The organism is Arthrobacter sp. ISL-69 (assembly GCF_018613775.1).
GTDB lineage: Bacteria > Actinomycetota > Actinomycetes > Actinomycetales > Micrococcaceae > Arthrobacter.
In genome coordinates this window covers 99,366-115,419 of record NZ_JAGGPO010000021.1, presented here as the reverse complement: position 1 = coordinate 115,419, position 16,054 = coordinate 99,366, and the positions used below count along the sequence as shown (strand labels likewise).

At 66.3% G+C, this 16,054-nt stretch carries 12 protein-coding genes; 8 read left to right on the top strand and 4 right to left on the bottom strand.

Going from position 1 to position 16,054, the window contains the following annotated elements; translation table 11 throughout:
- Positions 1 to 22 precede the first annotated feature (22 nt).
- Positions 23 to 961: a proteasome assembly chaperone family protein gene (locus J7I79_RS16215; RefSeq protein WP_214954901.1), complete on the bottom strand. Its 939-nt coding sequence runs from the start codon at positions 959 to 961 to the stop codon at positions 23 to 25.
- 357 nt (positions 962 to 1,318) lie between these two features.
- Between J7I79_RS16215 and J7I79_RS16210 the strand changes: the two genes are divergently transcribed.
- From J7I79_RS16210 to J7I79_RS16195, 4 genes are all read left to right on the top strand, one after another.
- Positions 1,319 to 2,845 carry a leucyl aminopeptidase gene (locus tag J7I79_RS16210; RefSeq protein ID WP_214954899.1) on the top strand — a complete coding sequence of 509 codons (1,527 nt, stop codon included), beginning with the start codon at positions 1,319 to 1,321 and terminating at the stop codon, positions 2,843 to 2,845.
- Positions 2,846 to 3,096: 251 nt separating this feature from the next.
- Complete coding sequence (gene lpdA / locus J7I79_RS16205) at positions 3,097 to 4,479, top strand: dihydrolipoyl dehydrogenase (protein WP_104176326.1); 1,383 nt, start codon at positions 3,097 to 3,099, stop codon at positions 4,477 to 4,479.
- 126 nt (positions 4,480 to 4,605) lie between these two features.
- The gene (sucB, locus tag J7I79_RS16200; RefSeq protein ID WP_214954897.1) at positions 4,606 to 6,321 is read left to right on the top strand and encodes a 2-oxoglutarate dehydrogenase, E2 component, dihydrolipoamide succinyltransferase; all 1,716 of its coding nucleotides are present in this window, start codon (positions 4,606 to 4,608) and stop codon (positions 6,319 to 6,321) included.
- Between the two features lie 149 nt (positions 6,322 to 6,470).
- Complete coding sequence (locus tag J7I79_RS16195; protein WP_104176324.1) at positions 6,471 to 6,821, top strand: hypothetical protein; 351 nt, start codon at positions 6,471 to 6,473, stop codon at positions 6,819 to 6,821.
- Between the two features lie 93 nt (positions 6,822 to 6,914).
- Here J7I79_RS16195 and J7I79_RS16190 read toward each other — a convergent pair whose 3' ends face one another.
- Positions 6,915 to 7,304, bottom strand: a complete 390-nt coding sequence (locus tag J7I79_RS16190; RefSeq protein WP_104176332.1) for a VOC family protein — start codon at positions 7,302 to 7,304, stop codon at positions 6,915 to 6,917.
- Between the two features lie 132 nt (positions 7,305 to 7,436).
- Between J7I79_RS16190 and J7I79_RS16185 the strand changes: the two genes are divergently transcribed.
- Positions 7,437 to 7,868, top strand: a complete 432-nt coding sequence (locus J7I79_RS16185) for an OsmC family protein (protein WP_214954895.1) — start codon at positions 7,437 to 7,439, stop codon at positions 7,866 to 7,868.
- 108 nt (positions 7,869 to 7,976) lie between these two features.
- Here J7I79_RS16185 and J7I79_RS16180 read toward each other — a convergent pair whose 3' ends face one another.
- On the bottom strand, positions 7,977 to 11,528 hold the full coding sequence (locus tag J7I79_RS16180) for a S41 family peptidase (RefSeq protein ID WP_214954892.1): 3,552 nt from the start codon (positions 11,526 to 11,528) through the stop codon (positions 7,977 to 7,979).
- Positions 11,529 to 11,601: 73 nt separating this feature from the next.
- On the opposite strand from J7I79_RS16180, the gene J7I79_RS16175 reads away from it, so the two are divergent.
- The gene (locus J7I79_RS16175) at positions 11,602 to 12,501 is read left to right on the top strand and encodes a TIGR01777 family oxidoreductase (protein WP_214954890.1); all 900 of its coding nucleotides are present in this window, start codon (positions 11,602 to 11,604) and stop codon (positions 12,499 to 12,501) included.
- A 5-nt stretch (positions 12,502 to 12,506) separates the two neighbouring features.
- Here the strand turns inward: J7I79_RS16175 and J7I79_RS16170 are convergent, their stop codons facing one another.
- The gene (locus J7I79_RS16170; RefSeq protein ID WP_214954888.1) at positions 12,507 to 14,186 is read right to left on the bottom strand and encodes a serine/threonine-protein kinase; all 1,680 of its coding nucleotides are present in this window, start codon (positions 14,184 to 14,186) and stop codon (positions 12,507 to 12,509) included.
- A gap of 131 nt (positions 14,187 to 14,317) precedes the next feature.
- On the opposite strand from J7I79_RS16170, the gene lipB reads away from it, so the two are divergent.
- Positions 14,318 to 14,986: a lipoyl(octanoyl) transferase LipB gene (lipB, locus tag J7I79_RS16165; protein ID WP_214954886.1), complete on the top strand. Its 669-nt coding sequence runs from the start codon at positions 14,318 to 14,320 to the stop codon at positions 14,984 to 14,986.
- The gene (lipA, locus tag J7I79_RS16160; RefSeq protein WP_214954884.1) at positions 14,983 to 15,990 is read left to right on the top strand and encodes a lipoyl synthase; all 1,008 of its coding nucleotides are present in this window, start codon (positions 14,983 to 14,985) and stop codon (positions 15,988 to 15,990) included. Before lipB ends, lipA begins: the two co-directional genes overlap by 4 nt.
- Positions 15,991 to 16,054 lie beyond the last annotated feature (64 nt).

The following is a 16,054-nucleotide window of genomic DNA, read 5'->3' as shown; positions in this document are numbered from 1 at the left end:
TAGGATTTATTGTCCGGGTTCTTTACGGGCGAGGTTCTTCACGGGCAAGGTAAGCCTCCACGGCTGCACCAAGCTCGTCAGCGTTGGGAAGTTCATCGTTTTCATCTGCGAGCAGCGAACGGCGCACCGTCCCCTCCGCCTTCTCGTCGTAGCGGGTCTCCAGGCGGGACACCACCTGCTGCACGTCCTCGGATGCCTCAAGCTGCTCGGCGATCTGCCGCCCCACCTCCCGGCCGGCCTCACGCAGGCGGTCGGTGGGCAGCATCAGGGAGGTGGCTGCCCCCAGGTACTCCAGGCCCGCAACGGCGGCGTTGGGGTATTCGGCTTCGGCCAAGTAATGCGGGACGTGGATGACGTACCCGACAATATTGCGGCCGGCTTCGGTGAGACGCAGTTCAAGAATGTGGCCCACGGCCGCGGGAACTTCCACCGTGGGTTTCCAGACCGAAATTCCCTCGATGAGCTCAGGGCGGTTGCCGTGAACGGTAACCCCCACCGGCCGGGTGTGGGGTACCGGCATCGGGATGGAGTGGATCCACGTCACCAGGTTCACGTCCAGATGCTCGACGATCCGGACCACGGCGCGGGCGAACCGTTCCCACTGGAGGTCGGGTTCGAAGCCGGCCAGGAAGAGGTACGGACTCCCCAGCCCGTCGACGAGCCGGTAGAGGGCCAGCTCGGGGGCCTGGTAATCCTGGAGGTGGTCCTCGACGAACGTGACGTGCGGACGGCGCGTACGGTAGTCGATCAGCTGGTCGGCGTCGAAGACGGCGACCGGCTCCGAATCGAGGGTGTCCAGCAGCTCGGTGGTGATCTGCTTGACCACGTGGCCGGCGTCAGCGAATCCCGTGAAGCCCATCACCAGATTGAGCCCGCGAAGTGACGGGCTGTCGAACAGCTCGGCGTTGCTCACATAGAGAGCGTCGGGGTCCAGCAGGGAGCCGGAAATCCGTTCAAGCACGGCATGTTCCTTTCGAAGTGGCGGCGGGGGCGGGGTGCGTCAGCACCGTAGGGGCGGCAACCCGATAAGCAGATTCAGTGGCACGTGCGCCAAGGCCTCCGCGCAGATCCGCCGGATATTTCTTACAACGCACCGGCCGCCCGAAGCATTCCGCACCGAGCCGTTCCACCGGCGGTGTGTTGCAGGTCTCATGAGATTCAGCGCGGCCCGGGCGGAGAGACTACGATCGGAACTGGCCCTACGGACGGCCTTGCAGACACCGGGTTGCGTCTCAAGCCGACGACGGCCGGTTCCCATGGCGGGGCGCCCAACATGCGCTTCCTGCCGAAAATCACAGAGAATTGAGGACTGATCCTCGTGGTCAAGAATACTGAAATCAAACTTAGCGTCGTTGCGCGTGACGTTAAGAAGTCGCCGACGGACGCTCTGGTCATTGGAGTGGCGCAGGGGCCCGACGGTCCCGTGCTGCTGGACAACCCGCTGACGGCCAAGTCCGCCGAGGCCATCGCGGAGTCCCTGAAGGTTCTTGGCCTCACCGGCGCGGCCGACCAGGTCCACAGGCTCCCGGGCCTTCCCGAGGCCGGCGCAGCCGTCCTGGTGCTGGCCGGAGTCGGCAAGCCGGGTCCCGGAGGCAAGCTCTCGGAGGAGGCGCTGCGGCGTGCGGCGGGCTCCGCCGTCCGCCAGCTTGCCGGCCTCGCCACCGTGACGCTGGCACTTCCGACGGCGTCACTCGCCGACGTGGCGGCCATCGCCGAAGGCGCCGCCATGGGTTCCTACTCCTTCACCGAGTACCGCTCATCTGCCAACGGCCGCAAGGATCCGGTGCAGAATGTGGTGATTTCCACGGACTTCGCTGGAAACAAGGACCTGCAGCCCCTGCTGAACCGTGCCGCCCTGATCGGGAAGGCCGTCAACGCCACCCGCTCGCTGGTGAACCAGCCGCCCAGCCACCTGTTCCCCGAGTCCTTTGCCGATGCCGCCAAGGAACTCTCCAAGGGCTTGCCGGTCAAGGTGACGGTGTGGGACGAGAAGCGCCTCGAAAAGGAGGGCTTCGGCGGGATCATGGGCGTTGGCAAGGGATCCACCAGGCAGCCGCGCCTGGTCAAGGTGGAGTACGCGCCGTCCAAGGCCACCGCCAAGATCGCCCTCGTCGGCAAGGGCATCACCTTTGACACCGGCGGCATTTCCATTAAGCCCGCCCTCGGCATGGGCGACATGAAGAGCGACATGGCGGGCGCCGCCGTCGTGCTTAACACCGTGCTGGCGATCGCAGGCCTCGGCCTGCCCGTAAAAGCCACCGCGTGGCTCTGCATTGCCGAAAACATGCCCTCCGGTGCCGCGCAGCGCCCGGCGGACGTCCTCACCATGTTCGGCGGCAAAACCGTCGAGGTCCTTAATACGGATGCCGAAGGCCGCCTGGTCATGGCGGACGGCATCGTGGCCGCCAGCCAGGAGTACCCGGACGCCATCATCGACGTCGCCACCCTGACCGGCGCGCAGCTGATCGCCCTGGGCAACCGGACCGCCGGAGTTATGGGTTCGGACAGCGTCACCGGCCCGCTGAAGGCTGCGGCTGACCGCGCCGGCGAGCTGGTGTGGCCGATGCCCCTGCCGGACGAGCTCCGCGCCAGCATCGATTCCGAGGTGGCGGACCTCGCCAACATCGGTGAGCGCCACGGCGGCATGATGACCGCCGCAGTGTTCCTGCGTGAATTCGTCGGCAAGGGCAAGGACGGCGAGCAGATTCCGTGGGCCCACATCGACATCGCGGGCCCGTCGTTTAATAACGGCGGCCCCTACGGATACACCCCCAAGCAGGGCACGGGCTGCACTGTCCGCACCCTCGTGGCATATGTCGAAGACGTCCTGGCGGCTTCCGCCTAAGCGTCCGCATGTGTCATACGCGGCTTTGTGGCCGGGTCCATGATCCGTCGGCCACAAAGCCGCGTGACACTCGACACAAGCGCTCCACAAACGCCGTGACAAGGTGGAGCATGGATAAGTGGTTCGCTAAGGTGAACTGCGGTAGTCACAAATGCAAGAGAACCGGCCTGCTGACATAATCACGGCAGAGCAAGTTCCAAGACCAGATGATGCGTACTCTCGTGTCATCGTTCACGCGAGGGAGCGTCTAAGTGGCCGATCAGGCAACTGCGCAAGAATTCGACATCCTGGTACTCGGCGGCGGCAGCGGCGGTTACGCCACAGCCCTCCGCGCTGTTCAACTTGGCCTCACCGTAGGCCTCGTGGAGAAGGGGAAACTCGGGGGCACCTGCCTGCACAATGGCTGCATCCCCACCAAGGCACTCCTGCACTCCGCCGAGCTCGCCGACCACGCCCGCGACTCCGCGAAGTACGGCGTCAACGTCACCCTGGACAGCATCGATATGAGCGCTGTCAACGCCTACAAAGACGGCATCGTCGCCGGCAAGTTCAAGGGCCTGCAGGGCCTGATCAAGTCCAAGGGCATCACCGTCATCGAAGGTGAAGGCAAGCTGCAGGGCACCGACACCGTCGTCGTGAACGGCACTGCCTACAAGGGCAAGAACATCGTCCTCGCCACGGGCTCGTACTCACGCACGCTGCCGGGACTGGAAATCGGCGGCAAGGTCATCACCTCCGACGAAGCACTGACCATGGACTACATCCCCAAGAGCGCGATCATCCTGGGCGGCGGCGTCATCGGCGTCGAGTTCGCCTCGGTCTGGAAGTCCTTCGGCGTGGACGTCACCATCGTTGAAGGCCTGCCCTCGCTGGTCCCCAACGAGGACGCCGCGATCGTCAAGAACTTCGAGCGTGCGTTCAAGAAGCGCGGCATCAAGTTCTCCACCGGCGTCTTCTTCCAGGGCGTTGAGCAGAGCAACGACGGCGTCAAGGTCACCCTCGTCGACGGCAAGACCTTCGAAGCCGAACTGCTCCTCGTGGCCGTCGGCCGCGGACCGGTAACCGCCAACCTTGGCTACGAAGACGCCGGCATCACCATCGACCGCGGCTTCGTCATCACCAACGAGCGCCTGCACACCGGCGTCGGCAACGTCTACGCCGTGGGCGACATCGTCCCGGGCGTCCAGCTGGCCCACCGCGGCTACCAGCAGGGCATTTTCGTGGCCGAGGAAATCGCCGGCCTGAAGCCCGTCATCGTTGAAGACGTCAACATCCCCAAGGTCACCTACTCCGAGCCCGAAATCGCCACTGTGGGCTACACGGAAAAGGGCGCCAAGGAAAAGTTCGGTGACGACCAGGTGGAAATCCAGGAGTACAACCTCGCCGGCAACGGCAAGAGCTCCATCCTCGGCACCGGCGGCCTGGTCAAGCTGGTCCGCCAGAAGGACGGCCCCGTCGTCGGCGTCCACATGATCGGCTCCCGCATGGGTGAGCAGATCGGCGAAGCCCAGCTGATCGTGAACTGGGAAGCTTACCCGGAGGACGTGGCACAGCTGCTGCACGCCCACCCGACCCAGAACGAGGCCCTCGGCGAGGCCCACCTTGCCCTCGCGGGCAAAGCCCTCCACGGGTAGTAATTCCGCCCGCACCACCGCAAGAACACTGAGCTTAGTGCACCCGGCATGATCCGCAGGGTGCACTAAGCTCGAACAAGGCAGCAATCATCCGCACTAAAGATCAATAAGGAGAACGGGGACGACATGTCTGAATCCGTTAACTTGCCCGCCCTCGGTGAGAGTGTCACCGAAGGAACCGTCACCCGCTGGCTCAAGCAGGTAGGTGACCGGGTAGAGGTGGACGAGCCGCTGCTCGAGGTTTCCACCGACAAAGTAGACACCGAAATCCCCTCTCCGATTGCTGGCGTGATTGAGGAAATCCTCGTCGCCGAAGATGAGACCGCCGAAGTCGGCGCCCCGCTCGTCCGCATTGGTGACGGCTCCGGTTCGGCCGGTGCTTCCGAAGAAGCAGCTCCCGCAGAGCAGGCGCCGGCCGAAGAAGCACCCGCCGCTGAAGAAGCGCCCTCCACCGAGGCTCCTGCAGCTGCCGAGGCCCCGGCCGCGGAAGCCGCTCCTGCCGCCTCCGGCGAGAGCCACGAAGTTACCCTGCCGGCCCTCGGCGAATCCGTCACCGAAGGCACCGTGACCCGCTGGCTGAAGGCCGTCGGCGACTCCGTCGAAGTTGACGAGCCCCTCCTCGAGGTATCCACCGACAAGGTGGACACCGAGATCCCGTCGCCGGTTGCCGGCACGCTGCAGGAGATCCGCGTCAACGAGGACGAGACCGCCGAAGTTGGTTCCGTTCTTGCTGTTATCGGCTCCGGCGCAGCCGCACCCGCTGCTGCACCCGCCGCACCGGCTCCGAAGCAGGAAGCTCCGGCAGCCGAGGCCAAGGCCGAAGCACCCGCAGCTCCCCAGCAGGAAGCCCCGGCCGCACCGGCTCCGAAGCAGGAAGCCGCAGCGGCACCTGCCGCAGAAGCAGCACCGGCCGAGTCCGGCTACGTCACTCCCCTGGTACGCAAGCTCGCCAACCAGCAGGGCGTGGACATCTCCTCCCTGACCGGCACCGGCGTGGGCGGTCGCATCCGCAAGCAGGACGTGATTGCTGCGGCCGAGGCCAAGGCAGCTCCGGCTCCTGCCGCCGCGGCGCCGGCATCCTCCGCAACGGCTGCCCCGGTTTCCACCGCGGCCTCGTCGCTGCGCGGCACCGTGCAGAAGGCACCGCGCATCCGCCAGGTCATTGCCCGCCGCATGCGCGAGTCCCTGGACGTCTCCACCCAGTTGACGCAGGTCCACGAAGTGGACATGACCAAGATTGCCAAGCTGCGCCTCAAGGCAAAGAACTCCTTCCAGGCACAGAACGGCGTGAAGCTGACCTTCCTGCCGTTCATCGCCAAGGCGGTAGCCGAGGCGCTGAAGCAGCACCCGAAGGTGAACGCTGCCTACGACGAAGACAAGCAGGAAATCACCTACCACAACGCCGAGCACCTGGCCATCGCCGTGGACACGGACAAGGGCCTCCTGGTTCCGGTCATCTCTGACGCCGGCAGCCTGAACCTTGCCGGCATGGCCGGCAAGATCGCCGACGTCGCAGGCCGCACCCGCGACGGCAAGATCGGCCCGGACGAGCTGTCGGGCGGAACGTTCAGCATCACAAACATCGGTTCTGTCGGCGCACTGTTCGACACCCCGATCATCAACCAGCCGCAGGTCGGCATCCTCGGCACCGGCGCGATCGTCAAGCGCCCCGTGGTGGTGGCCGATGAGAACGGTGACGACTCGATCGCCATCCGCTCCATGATGTACCTGTCCCTGACGTACGACCACCGCCTGGTGGACGGCGCTGATGCGGGCCGCTTCCTGCAGACCCTGAAGGCCCGCCTTGAAGAAGGTGCCTTCGAGGCGGATCTGGGGCTGTAAGCCTTAGCGTCAAACAACGGCGGCGGTGCAGGCCCGGTGGGAAACCACCGGATGGCCTGCACCGCCGCCGTTTTTGGTTACCGAATCGTCGCCAAAGCTTCCCGCGGGGCTTACTACGAAGCGTAGAACCCTCTGGCTAGACTGGCCCCATGGACATCGTTTATAACATCATGGTCTTCCTCCACATCGTCGGCGCAGCGATGATTGTCGGCATCTGGATCGGCAACATGAAAAAACCCACGGTGCACCCCCGCCAGTTCGACGGCGCCGCCCTGCAGCTCATCACCGGCATCGTGATGATGGGGCTCATCCCGGCCCTGGACATGGACGCGAACTACTTCAAGCTCGGCATCAAGTTCGCCATTGCACTGGCTGTCGGCGTGCTGGCCTTCATCGGCCGCCGCAAGTACAAGAAGGATGAGCCGATCAGCAAGGGCCTGGCCCACAGCGTGGGCGGCCTGGCGCTGCTGAACGTGGCTATCGCCACTCTCTGGCAGTAACTGCTTCAACGACCCCGGCGACCAACGACGACGGCGATGCTCCCGGCCAGGGGGCGTCGCCGTCGTCGTTCCCGCCTCTCGACTGCGGGCTGGTCAGTCCCGGGCTATGCAGAATTCGTTGCCTTCGGGATCATGCATCACGTCCCAGTGGAAGTCGCCGATGTCATGTCCTTCCACAAAGACCGCGCCCAACGATTCAGCGTGGGCGCGCAGGCCGTCCGGATCGGGGCCGTGGACATCAAGGTGCAGCCGCCGCCGTCCCGGTGTGGCATCAGGGACCTCCTGGAAGGCCAGCTGCGGCGCTCCCGGCGATGCCGGCTTCAGCCAGACGAACTGGTCAAAGCGTGCAGAAACGGTGGTGCCGAGCAGCGCCGCCCAGAATGTGGCCAGCTCTTCGGCGTTGCCCGCGTTGACCATGATGGCGGCGATCCGCGCCTGCGGTGAAATGTCAGCGGCCTGGTTCCTGCGGCGTTGGGTTCCCATGGCGCCAGTGTAGACGGTCATAATCCTCTGACAGCGGACAGCCCGTGCGCTGCGGGTCCTGAATCCATAGGATTGATCCGGAAGGTTTGGGCGGAAGCCCGGACCGGATCAAATCTAAGCTGAGGAGTGGATATGGCAGCAACACGCACCGCGCACACCGTATGGAACGGCGACCTGTTCGAGGGGTCCGGCAACACCACGCTGGACAGCTCCGGACTGGGCACCTATGAGGTCACTTGGCGTGCCCGCGCAGAACAGTCGGAAGGTAAGACCAGCCCCGAAGAGCTGATCGCCGCAGCCCACTCGGCCTGCTTCTCCATGGCGTTCAGCCTCGCGCTCAGCCAGGCCGGCTTCACCGTTGACGAGGTCCACACCAAGGCCGATGTCACCTTCGTGCCGGGCACCGGCATCACCGGCAGCCACCTGACCGTGAGCGCCAAGATCCCGGGCATTTCCGAAGAGGACTTCCAGAAGATCGCCGGGGAAGCCAAGGTCGGCTGCCCTGTTTCCGGCGCACTGGCCAGCATCGACATCACCATGGAGGCCACACTCGCAGCTTCCTAGGCTTCAGCCGTGCGGCCGCTCCGGCAGCCGCACGGCAAAGGCCCCGTTTCCTGCCCTGATGATCAGGGCAGGAAACGGGGCCTTTGTGTGTCCCGGCCGGCGGCCGGCTTAGCCCTGGTTGGTGCGGGCTGGCAGGGGCGCCGGGAGCAGCCGCCGGTAGCCTTCACGCAGCGGCGGACGGTCCGTGGGAAGTTCCTGGATCATTTCCTTCAGGGCCCCGATGCCGTATTCCAGCTGGGGGTCCCTGCCTGCGGCGTAGGCATGCGGCGGGAACGTCACCTCGATGTCCGGGGTCACGCCGAAGTTCTCAACACCCCAGCCCACTCCCCCGCTGAACCAGGTGGCGTAGCGCGGCTGCGTCACTCCGGTTCCGTCCGCGAGGGAGAAACGGTTATCGATGCCCACCACGCCGCCCCAGGTACGGGTGCCAATGACCGGACCGATGCCGCGGAGCTTGGACACCTGGGTGATGATGTCCCCGTCCGAACCGGCAAACTCGTCGGTCAGAATGACCACCGGCCCGCGTGGTGCGTGGTGCGGGTAGGTCCGGGGCTTTTCGCCGCGCGGCATGCTCCATCCCGTCACCTTGCGGCCGATCAGCTCGGCGACAAGCTGGGATGTGTGGCCGCCGCGGTTGCGCCGGACGTCCACGATCAGTCCGTCCAGGGCGGTCTCGGTGTCAAGGTCGCGGTGCAGTTGCGCCCAGCCGTTTGCCATCATGTCCGGGATATGGAGGTAGCCGTAGGTTCCGCCGGACGCTTCCCGCACCGTCCGCCGGTTGCCGGCAACCCACTCCTGGTAGCGGAGCCGCTCCTCGTCCTTGACCGGCACCACGGCGATGCGGCGATGCTCGCCTGCCGCCGCGCCGTGGGCTGCGCCGTTGCGGAGGGTCAGCTCCACGGCCCTTCCCGCCGCACCGACGAGCTGCATGGCGGGAGTCAGTGTCTGCGAAAGTTCCACCCCGTCGATGGCGAGCAGGATGTCCCCGGCCTTGGCGTCCGCTCCCGGCCGCGTCAGCGGGGAGGTTGCGAGCGGATCCGAAGACTCGCCCGCCAGGATGCGGGCGATTTCCCAGCCCGCTCCGGTGAAGGCCAGGTCCGCGCCCAGGCGGCCCTGCCCGTTGCTGCCGTTTTCAGTGACAGCCACCGGACGAACATAGGCGTGGGATGTCCCCAGTTCGCCGTGCAGTTCCCACAAAAGGTCCACGAGGTCGTCATGCGACCCCAGCCGGTCCACGAGGGGACGGTAACGGCGGTGCACTGACTCCCAGTCCTGTCCGGCCATGTCCTCGGTCCAGAAGAAGTCACGCTGGAGCCGCCAGGCTTCGTCAAACGCCTGGCCCCACACGCTCAGCGGATGCATGAGCACACGGATGCGGCTGACATCAACCTTCACCAGTTGGCCGGAGTCCTCGTCGGCCTTGGCGTCGGCAGGAGCCACCCGGATCTGCTTGTCCTGCAGGAAGACCACTTTCCTGCCGTCACCGGACACCCGGTAGCTGTCCAGGGCGTCCACGATGGTGGCCGTCTTGCGCTTGGCCATGTCAAAACGCACCAGTCCCGGTGCGGCGTCCTTGTCGTCCGTCGTGGCCCGGCCGTCGCCGGTGACGCCGGCGAGTGCATTGTCCAGCCAGAGCAAAGCGCCGGGCGTAGCCTCGAGGGCCGAATAGTTGCCCTGCGGGACCGGGACTCCGATCACGCGGTGGGCCAGTCCTTCAGCATCCACCCGGACAGCAGGGACGCCGTCACCGGTTCCGCCGGCCCGGTTTCCATCGGCATCCGGGCCGCTTTCACCGTCCGGTCCGTCCACGAGGTCCACCGAGGGGCCAAACGGCGACGGCGTGTCGGCAGCGAGCGCAACCAGGTAGGGCTTGATGGGGCTGGGGAAGGACAGATCAAAGGAGTGTCCGTCGTAGACCGGGTCAAAACTGCGGTTCGAGAGGAACGCGATGAATTTGCCGTCAGGGGTGAAGGACGGCGAGGCGTCGCGGAAGCGTCCGTCCGTGACGTCAACGACCTTGAACTCGGGATCGTCCACCCGGACGATCCGGAGCCGGCTGCGTGAGCCAAAGGAAGTGACCGGCTCTGACCACCCGAGCCAGGCCGAGTCCGGCGACCAGCACAGGCCGTCGATCGTGCCCTCGCCGATGCTGGTGACGAGCTTGATGCTCCCGGTCCGGGTGTCGGCCAGGTAGACATCGCCAAAGGAGGTCCCCACGGCCAGGGTGCGGCCATCCGGGCTGGCCTCCATGGCACTCGCCCGGGTGGATTTGGGGAAATCGACCTTCTTGAGGCGCGCGGCCCCCGCGACGGCCCCGCCGCCTGCGGTGAGGGCCGCATCTGCCGGCGCTCCGCCCGCAACGTCTCCCGCGCCCTCGGCACCCTGTGCTGCGGCTGTGTTTCCGCCAGCGCCGGGAACGGACTCGGGCGCGGAGTCATCCCCCGCAGGCGACTCGACGCCCGGACGGTTCATCCCCGACGCCGGGACGGGCTTGGGCAGCGGCGTTCCCGGCTCCTGCCCGGCTGCTGCCGGCTGGGGCCGTGTGACCGGCGCGGCCTGCGAACTCGCCACTTGCGGAGCGATTTCGTTGATGTACAGTGCCTCCACGCCGTCATGGTCGGCAACGTAGGCAATGCGGCCCTCACCCAGCGGCCTCGGCAGGCGGGCACGAACACCCGGTGTGGCCTCCACAACGCGGGACGGTCCGTCCTTGTGGCGGAGCCAGTGGATGGTGCCGTGCGCCTCCACGGCGCTGGAGGAACCGGTGTGGTCCGGAATGACAGCGCCAAGGTGACGGGCGGTCTTCAGGAGTGCCGGCCTCCGCCCCTGGGAGGCCGATCCCAGCGAAATGTCGAGCTTGACTGCGTCGGCACCCAGGTCGGGAAGCAGCCAGAGCTCGCCGGCGGATTCGAACACCACGCGCTTGCCGTCCGTGGCAGCGTGGCGCACATAGAAATCTTCGTGATCGGTGTGGCGGCGCAGCCCCCTGCCGTTGGGGAGCACCGAGTACAGGTTCCCGTAGCCTTCGTGGTCGGAAAGGAAAGCCACCCGTCCCTCAACCCACATGGGATCCGCCAGGTTGCCGTCCAGCTCCGGGACCAGCCGTTCGAACTCGCCGTTGCCGTCGGCGTCGATCCAGAGCTTTCCGGCGGTTCCGCCGCGGTATCGCTTCCACCAGGCAGGCTCGCGTGAGAGCACACTGGCCACCACCACGGGGCGCTCATCGCCGATCTCAGGGCCGAACGCCACCGACTCGACCGGTCCGAACGCCAGTTCCTCCGACCAGCCGCCTTCGAGCGGGACGCTGTAGGCATGCGTGTGGCGGCTTTCGGCCTGCCGGAACGCACTGGTGACGAGGACGTCGCCCGCAGCGGTGAAGCCCTTGACCCGGGTCGAGCTGTGGCCGAAGTACGTCAGCTGCCGGTATCCGCCGCCCTCGACGTCTGCGGTCACAACTTCCGGTGCCGTTCCTTGCACCACGGTCCATACCAGGCGCTTGCCGTCGGGCGTAAAGCGCGGATTGCGGGCGGGCAGCTGAAGGGAGGAAACACGCCAGGCGCGACCTCCGTCCAGGGGTGCAATCCAGACGTCGTCTTCGGCCACGAAGGTGACCAGATCGCCGTGCACATGCGGGAAACGAAAGTAGCTCGAAGAGGTCATCGTTCGATCATAGTCAAAGTCGGCGGGCCGGTCGGGAGGTTCCGCGGCCGTGCCGGGCATGGTGAGATGGATCATGCGAATCATCATGGCCGGCGCCTCAGGCCTCATCGGAACCGACCTGTCCGCCCATCTGCGCTCCGGTGGCCATGAGGTCATCCGGCTGGTGCGCAGGGCACCGGCAACGGCCGGCGAATTTCGATGGGATCCTGCGGCCGGGCAGCTTGATCCAGCCCATCTTGAAGGCGCGCACGCCGTCATCAACCTGTCCGGGGCGGGGATCGGCGACCGCCCATGGACCCGGCGACGCATTGATGAGCTGTTCCGCTCAAGGCTGGACCCGACCCGCACCCTGGCAGCGGCGATGGCGAAGCTGGAGCAGCCGCCGCAGGTCTTCATCAGCCAGTCAGGTTCCAACTATTACGGTGACCGCGGTACCGCCGTGCTTCGCGAGAACTCGCCGAACGGCAGCGGCATCATGGCACGGATCTGCCATGAGTGGGAAGCGGCCGCACACGGAGCCCCGGCAGGCGTCCGTGTTGTCACGCCCCGGACGGGGGTGGTCCTCAGCAGGTCCGGAGGCGCGCTGGGACGGCTGCTGCCTTTGCTCCGGCTGGGCGTCGGCGGCCCGCTGGGAAACGGCAGGCAATGCTGGCCCTGGATGACGCTGCCCGACGTGTCCTCCGCGTTCGGTTTCCTGTTGTCGGCACCGGTGGCCGGCCCGGTCAACCTTTGTGCCCCGGAAACCGTGGACGTCAATGCCCTGGTTGCCAGGCTTGCCGGCGCCCTCCACCGGCCGGCCCTGTTCCGGGTTCCCGCTCCGGTTCTGCGTCTGGTCATGGGCAAACTGGCCGATGAACTCCTGCTGGGAAGCCAGCGCATGGAGCCCGCCATGCTGGCCGAGGCCGGATTCAAATGGCAGCATCCCTCGCTTGCCCAGGCAGCGGCCTGGGCCACCGGCCGGAACCAGGCGTAAGTCAACTAGCTCGCAGGCAGGATCTCCTGGATCCGCCAGCGCCCGCCGGAACTGATCAGGACCAGGCGTAGCCGCTGCTCCGAACCGGCGGCTTCCGCGGCCACGACACTTCCACCGGCATCGGTCTCCTGGTAGGCGGAGGTGACCGCCGTGATGGCGACGACGGCCCGCGAGTCGGAGCCGTCAGGCTCTGTCTCGGCACGCGTCAGGGTGGTGACGAAGCCGGCCAGGACATGTCCGGTGTCACGGAGCCGTCCGCTGATCCTGGCGTCGGCCGCGGCTGCCGGGGAATTCTCCAGATTGACCTCGTCGAGGAGCTCGAGTTTCCCTGAGCTGAACGCAGCCGACCTTAGCTGTGCCAGCCCCCTGGCCGCCTCTTCGGGATTTTGCGACAGCGCCAGCTGCCTGGCATCCGTTTGGACCGGGTCGCCGGCGGTACCCGGCAGAACATCTTGTGCCAGTCGCGGCGGCGCTTGCACCGAATCCGGGGCGGCTGCCTGCTGTGACCCGGCCAGGAACCACGCGGACGCGATCCCCGGGCAGGCGAGCGCTGCCACCGCAGCGCGGACCCACGGCCGTTTTCCCCCGGCATGCCGGCCCGGGGCGCGGACTTTCCGTTTGACTGGACCGCCTGCAGCGCCCAGGCGGCGGCGCCAGGCGCGGAGCGTCGCTGCACGGCGGGCGGTGCGTGACGGCGGAAGGTTGCGGCGGGTCAGCAGCTCGGGCAACACCGTGGGGTGGACGGCACCGGCAAGGTCCACAGGGGCGGCGTCCGCGCTGCTATAGATGGCAGCCGCGAATTCCAAGGCCGTAGGCCGTTCCCGCCGGTCCTCCTTCAGGCCCGCTTCCAACGCTGCGGCCAGGGCGGCGGGCACATCCGGGACCACAAGGGACAGCGGCGGACGGCTTGGGCCGCGTTCAGGCGCCTTCCCGGTCAGGCAGTACCAGCCGACGGCCGCAGCCGAGTAGACATCCCGTTCGGGCTGCAGCCCCGCCCTCAGGGCGTCCACCGGCGCCGGGTCCAGGAACCCATCAGTACCGGCAGGGAAAGAGGCAGCTGCGTCGCCCACCATGCGAGTGATGCCAAGGTCCGCCAGTAGGGGCTTGCCGTGGGCGGTGAACAACACGTTGCCTGGCGCGACATCAGAGTGCATGAAGCCCTTGCCGTGCAGGTACCACAGGGCCTGGGCAATGGGCGTCAGGACCGTTACCGTCTCCCCCACGCCCAGCGGGCCACGGCAGTTGACGAGTTGGGCCAGGGATCCGCCTGCCGCGTAGTCCATGACCAGCCCAAGGCCGCCGTAGGCTGCCCCGCGGAGCCGGACCACATGGTGCGCCTTCACCAGGTGATCATGATCCAGCGTGGAGAGAATCCTCAGTTCACGGCGTACGTTCTCCTCCCTGTCCCGCCGCACCATACCGGGATCACCGGCGTCGTGCACTGACGGTGACAGGATTTCCGGCGGGTCGAAGCACTTCACCGCAAACTCACGGAGGGTCCGTTCCTCCCGGACAAGCCACACGCTGGCGCTTCCGCCGCGGCCGAGTTCCCGGCCCACCACATAACCGGAAATCTCCGGGACCGCTCCTCCAGGCGGCCCGCCCAGCACATCGTGGGAAGCGGCCCCGTCAGGAGGTGCCGCATCGCCGTCGTACGTGCCGCCGTCGTGCCCGAATTTCTCCATACCCAAGGAATAGCGGAATCGGCAGAATCCCGCAGAAGTTATCCACAGGTACCCCCACCCTTCGGCGGTCCTCGGTGAGAGGTTGACCACAGAATCGGGCACCACGGCGGACGGGGTCTAAGCTGGATGCCATGACTCTTGAGTTTTCCACGCTGGGTCTTTCTCCGGATTTCGTTGATTACGTGAAGGGCTGGGACATCCAGCGCGAACTCCATGACAAAGTCGTCGCAGCTGAGGCGCCCAGCACAGTCCTGCTCCTCGAGCACGCCGCCGTCTATACGGCTGGCAAGCTCACAGAAGACCACGAACGGCCGTTCGACGGAACACCCGTCGTGGCCGTTGACCGGGGCGGCAAGCTGACCTGGCACGGTCCCGGCCAGTTGATCGCCTACCCGATCCTCAAGCTTAAGAACCGGTCGGGCATCCGCGATTACGTGGAGCGGCTCGAAGCCGTCATGATCGCAGTCATGGCCGACTACGGCATCAACGCCGAGCGGATCAAGGGACGCGCCGGCGTGTGGATCAAGGCGGACAGCAAGGGACCGGACCGAAAGATTGCCGCGATCGGCATCCGGGTCCTGGACGGGGTCACAATGCACGGCGTCGCCATGAACTGCAACAATGATCTGGCACCGTATGCCCAGATCATTGCCTGCGGCATTACCGACGCCGGCGTCACCACGATGTCGATCGAAGCGGGCAGGAACATCGCCCCCGGCGATATCGCGGACCGGTTCGTGGAAGAATTCCGCAAGCACGAAGAAGCACTCGTTTCAATCCCCGAAGGAGCTCTACTGTGACACTGGCACCAGAAGGCCGGAAGATGCTGCGCATTGAGCAGCGAAATGCGGCCACTCCGGTGGAACGTAAGCCCGAATGGATCAAGGCCAAGGTCCAGATGGGCCCGGAGTTCGTCCAGCTCAAGAACCTGGTCAAGAAGGAGGGCCTCCACACCGTGTGTGAGGAGGCCGGCTGCCCCAATATCTTCGAGTGCTGGGAAGACAAGGAAGCGACCTTCCTGATCGGCGGCTCCGAGTGCACCAGGCGCTGCGATTTCTGCCAGATCGACACCGGCAAGCCCTCCCCGGTGGACATGTTCGAACCCACCAAGGTGGCCCGCTCGGTCCAGGCCATGCAGCTGCGCTACGCCACCGTCACCGGTGTGGCCCGCGACGACCTGGCCGACGAGGGCGTCTGGCTCTACGCCGAAACGGTCCGCAAGATCCACGAACTGAACCCCGGCACCGGCGTGGAACTGCTGATCCCGGACTTCTCCGGCAAGCCCGAACACATCGCCGCGATCTGCGACTCCAGGCCCGAGGTCTTCGCCCACAACGTCGAAACCGTGCCCCGGATCTTCAAGCGCATCCGCCCGGCGTTCCGCTACGACCGGTCCCTGGACGTCATCACCCAGGGCCGGAACCTGGGCATGGTCACCAAGTCCAACCTGATCCTGGGCATGGGCGAAACCCGCGAGGAAATCTCCGAAGCCCTCCAGGACCTGCACGACGCCGGCTGCGACCTGATCACCATCACCCAGTACCTGCGCCCCTCCGAACGCCACCTCCCGGTGGACCGCTGGGTCAAGCCGCAGGAATTCGTCGACCTCGCCACCGAGGCCGAGGAAATCGGCTTCCTCGGCGTCATGTCCGGCCCGCTGGTCCGGTCCTCCTACCGCGCCGGACGCCTCTGGGCCACCGCCATGCGCAAAAAGGGCTGGGAAATCCCCGCAGAACTCGCACACATCGAAAGCTCAGGCAGCACCCGCCAGGAAGCCAGCTCCCTGATCGCAGCGCACTCCTAGGGCCTTTCGCAACAAACGTGCCCGAGGGCCGGAACCGGAGCACTCCGGCGTCCGGCCCTCAGGC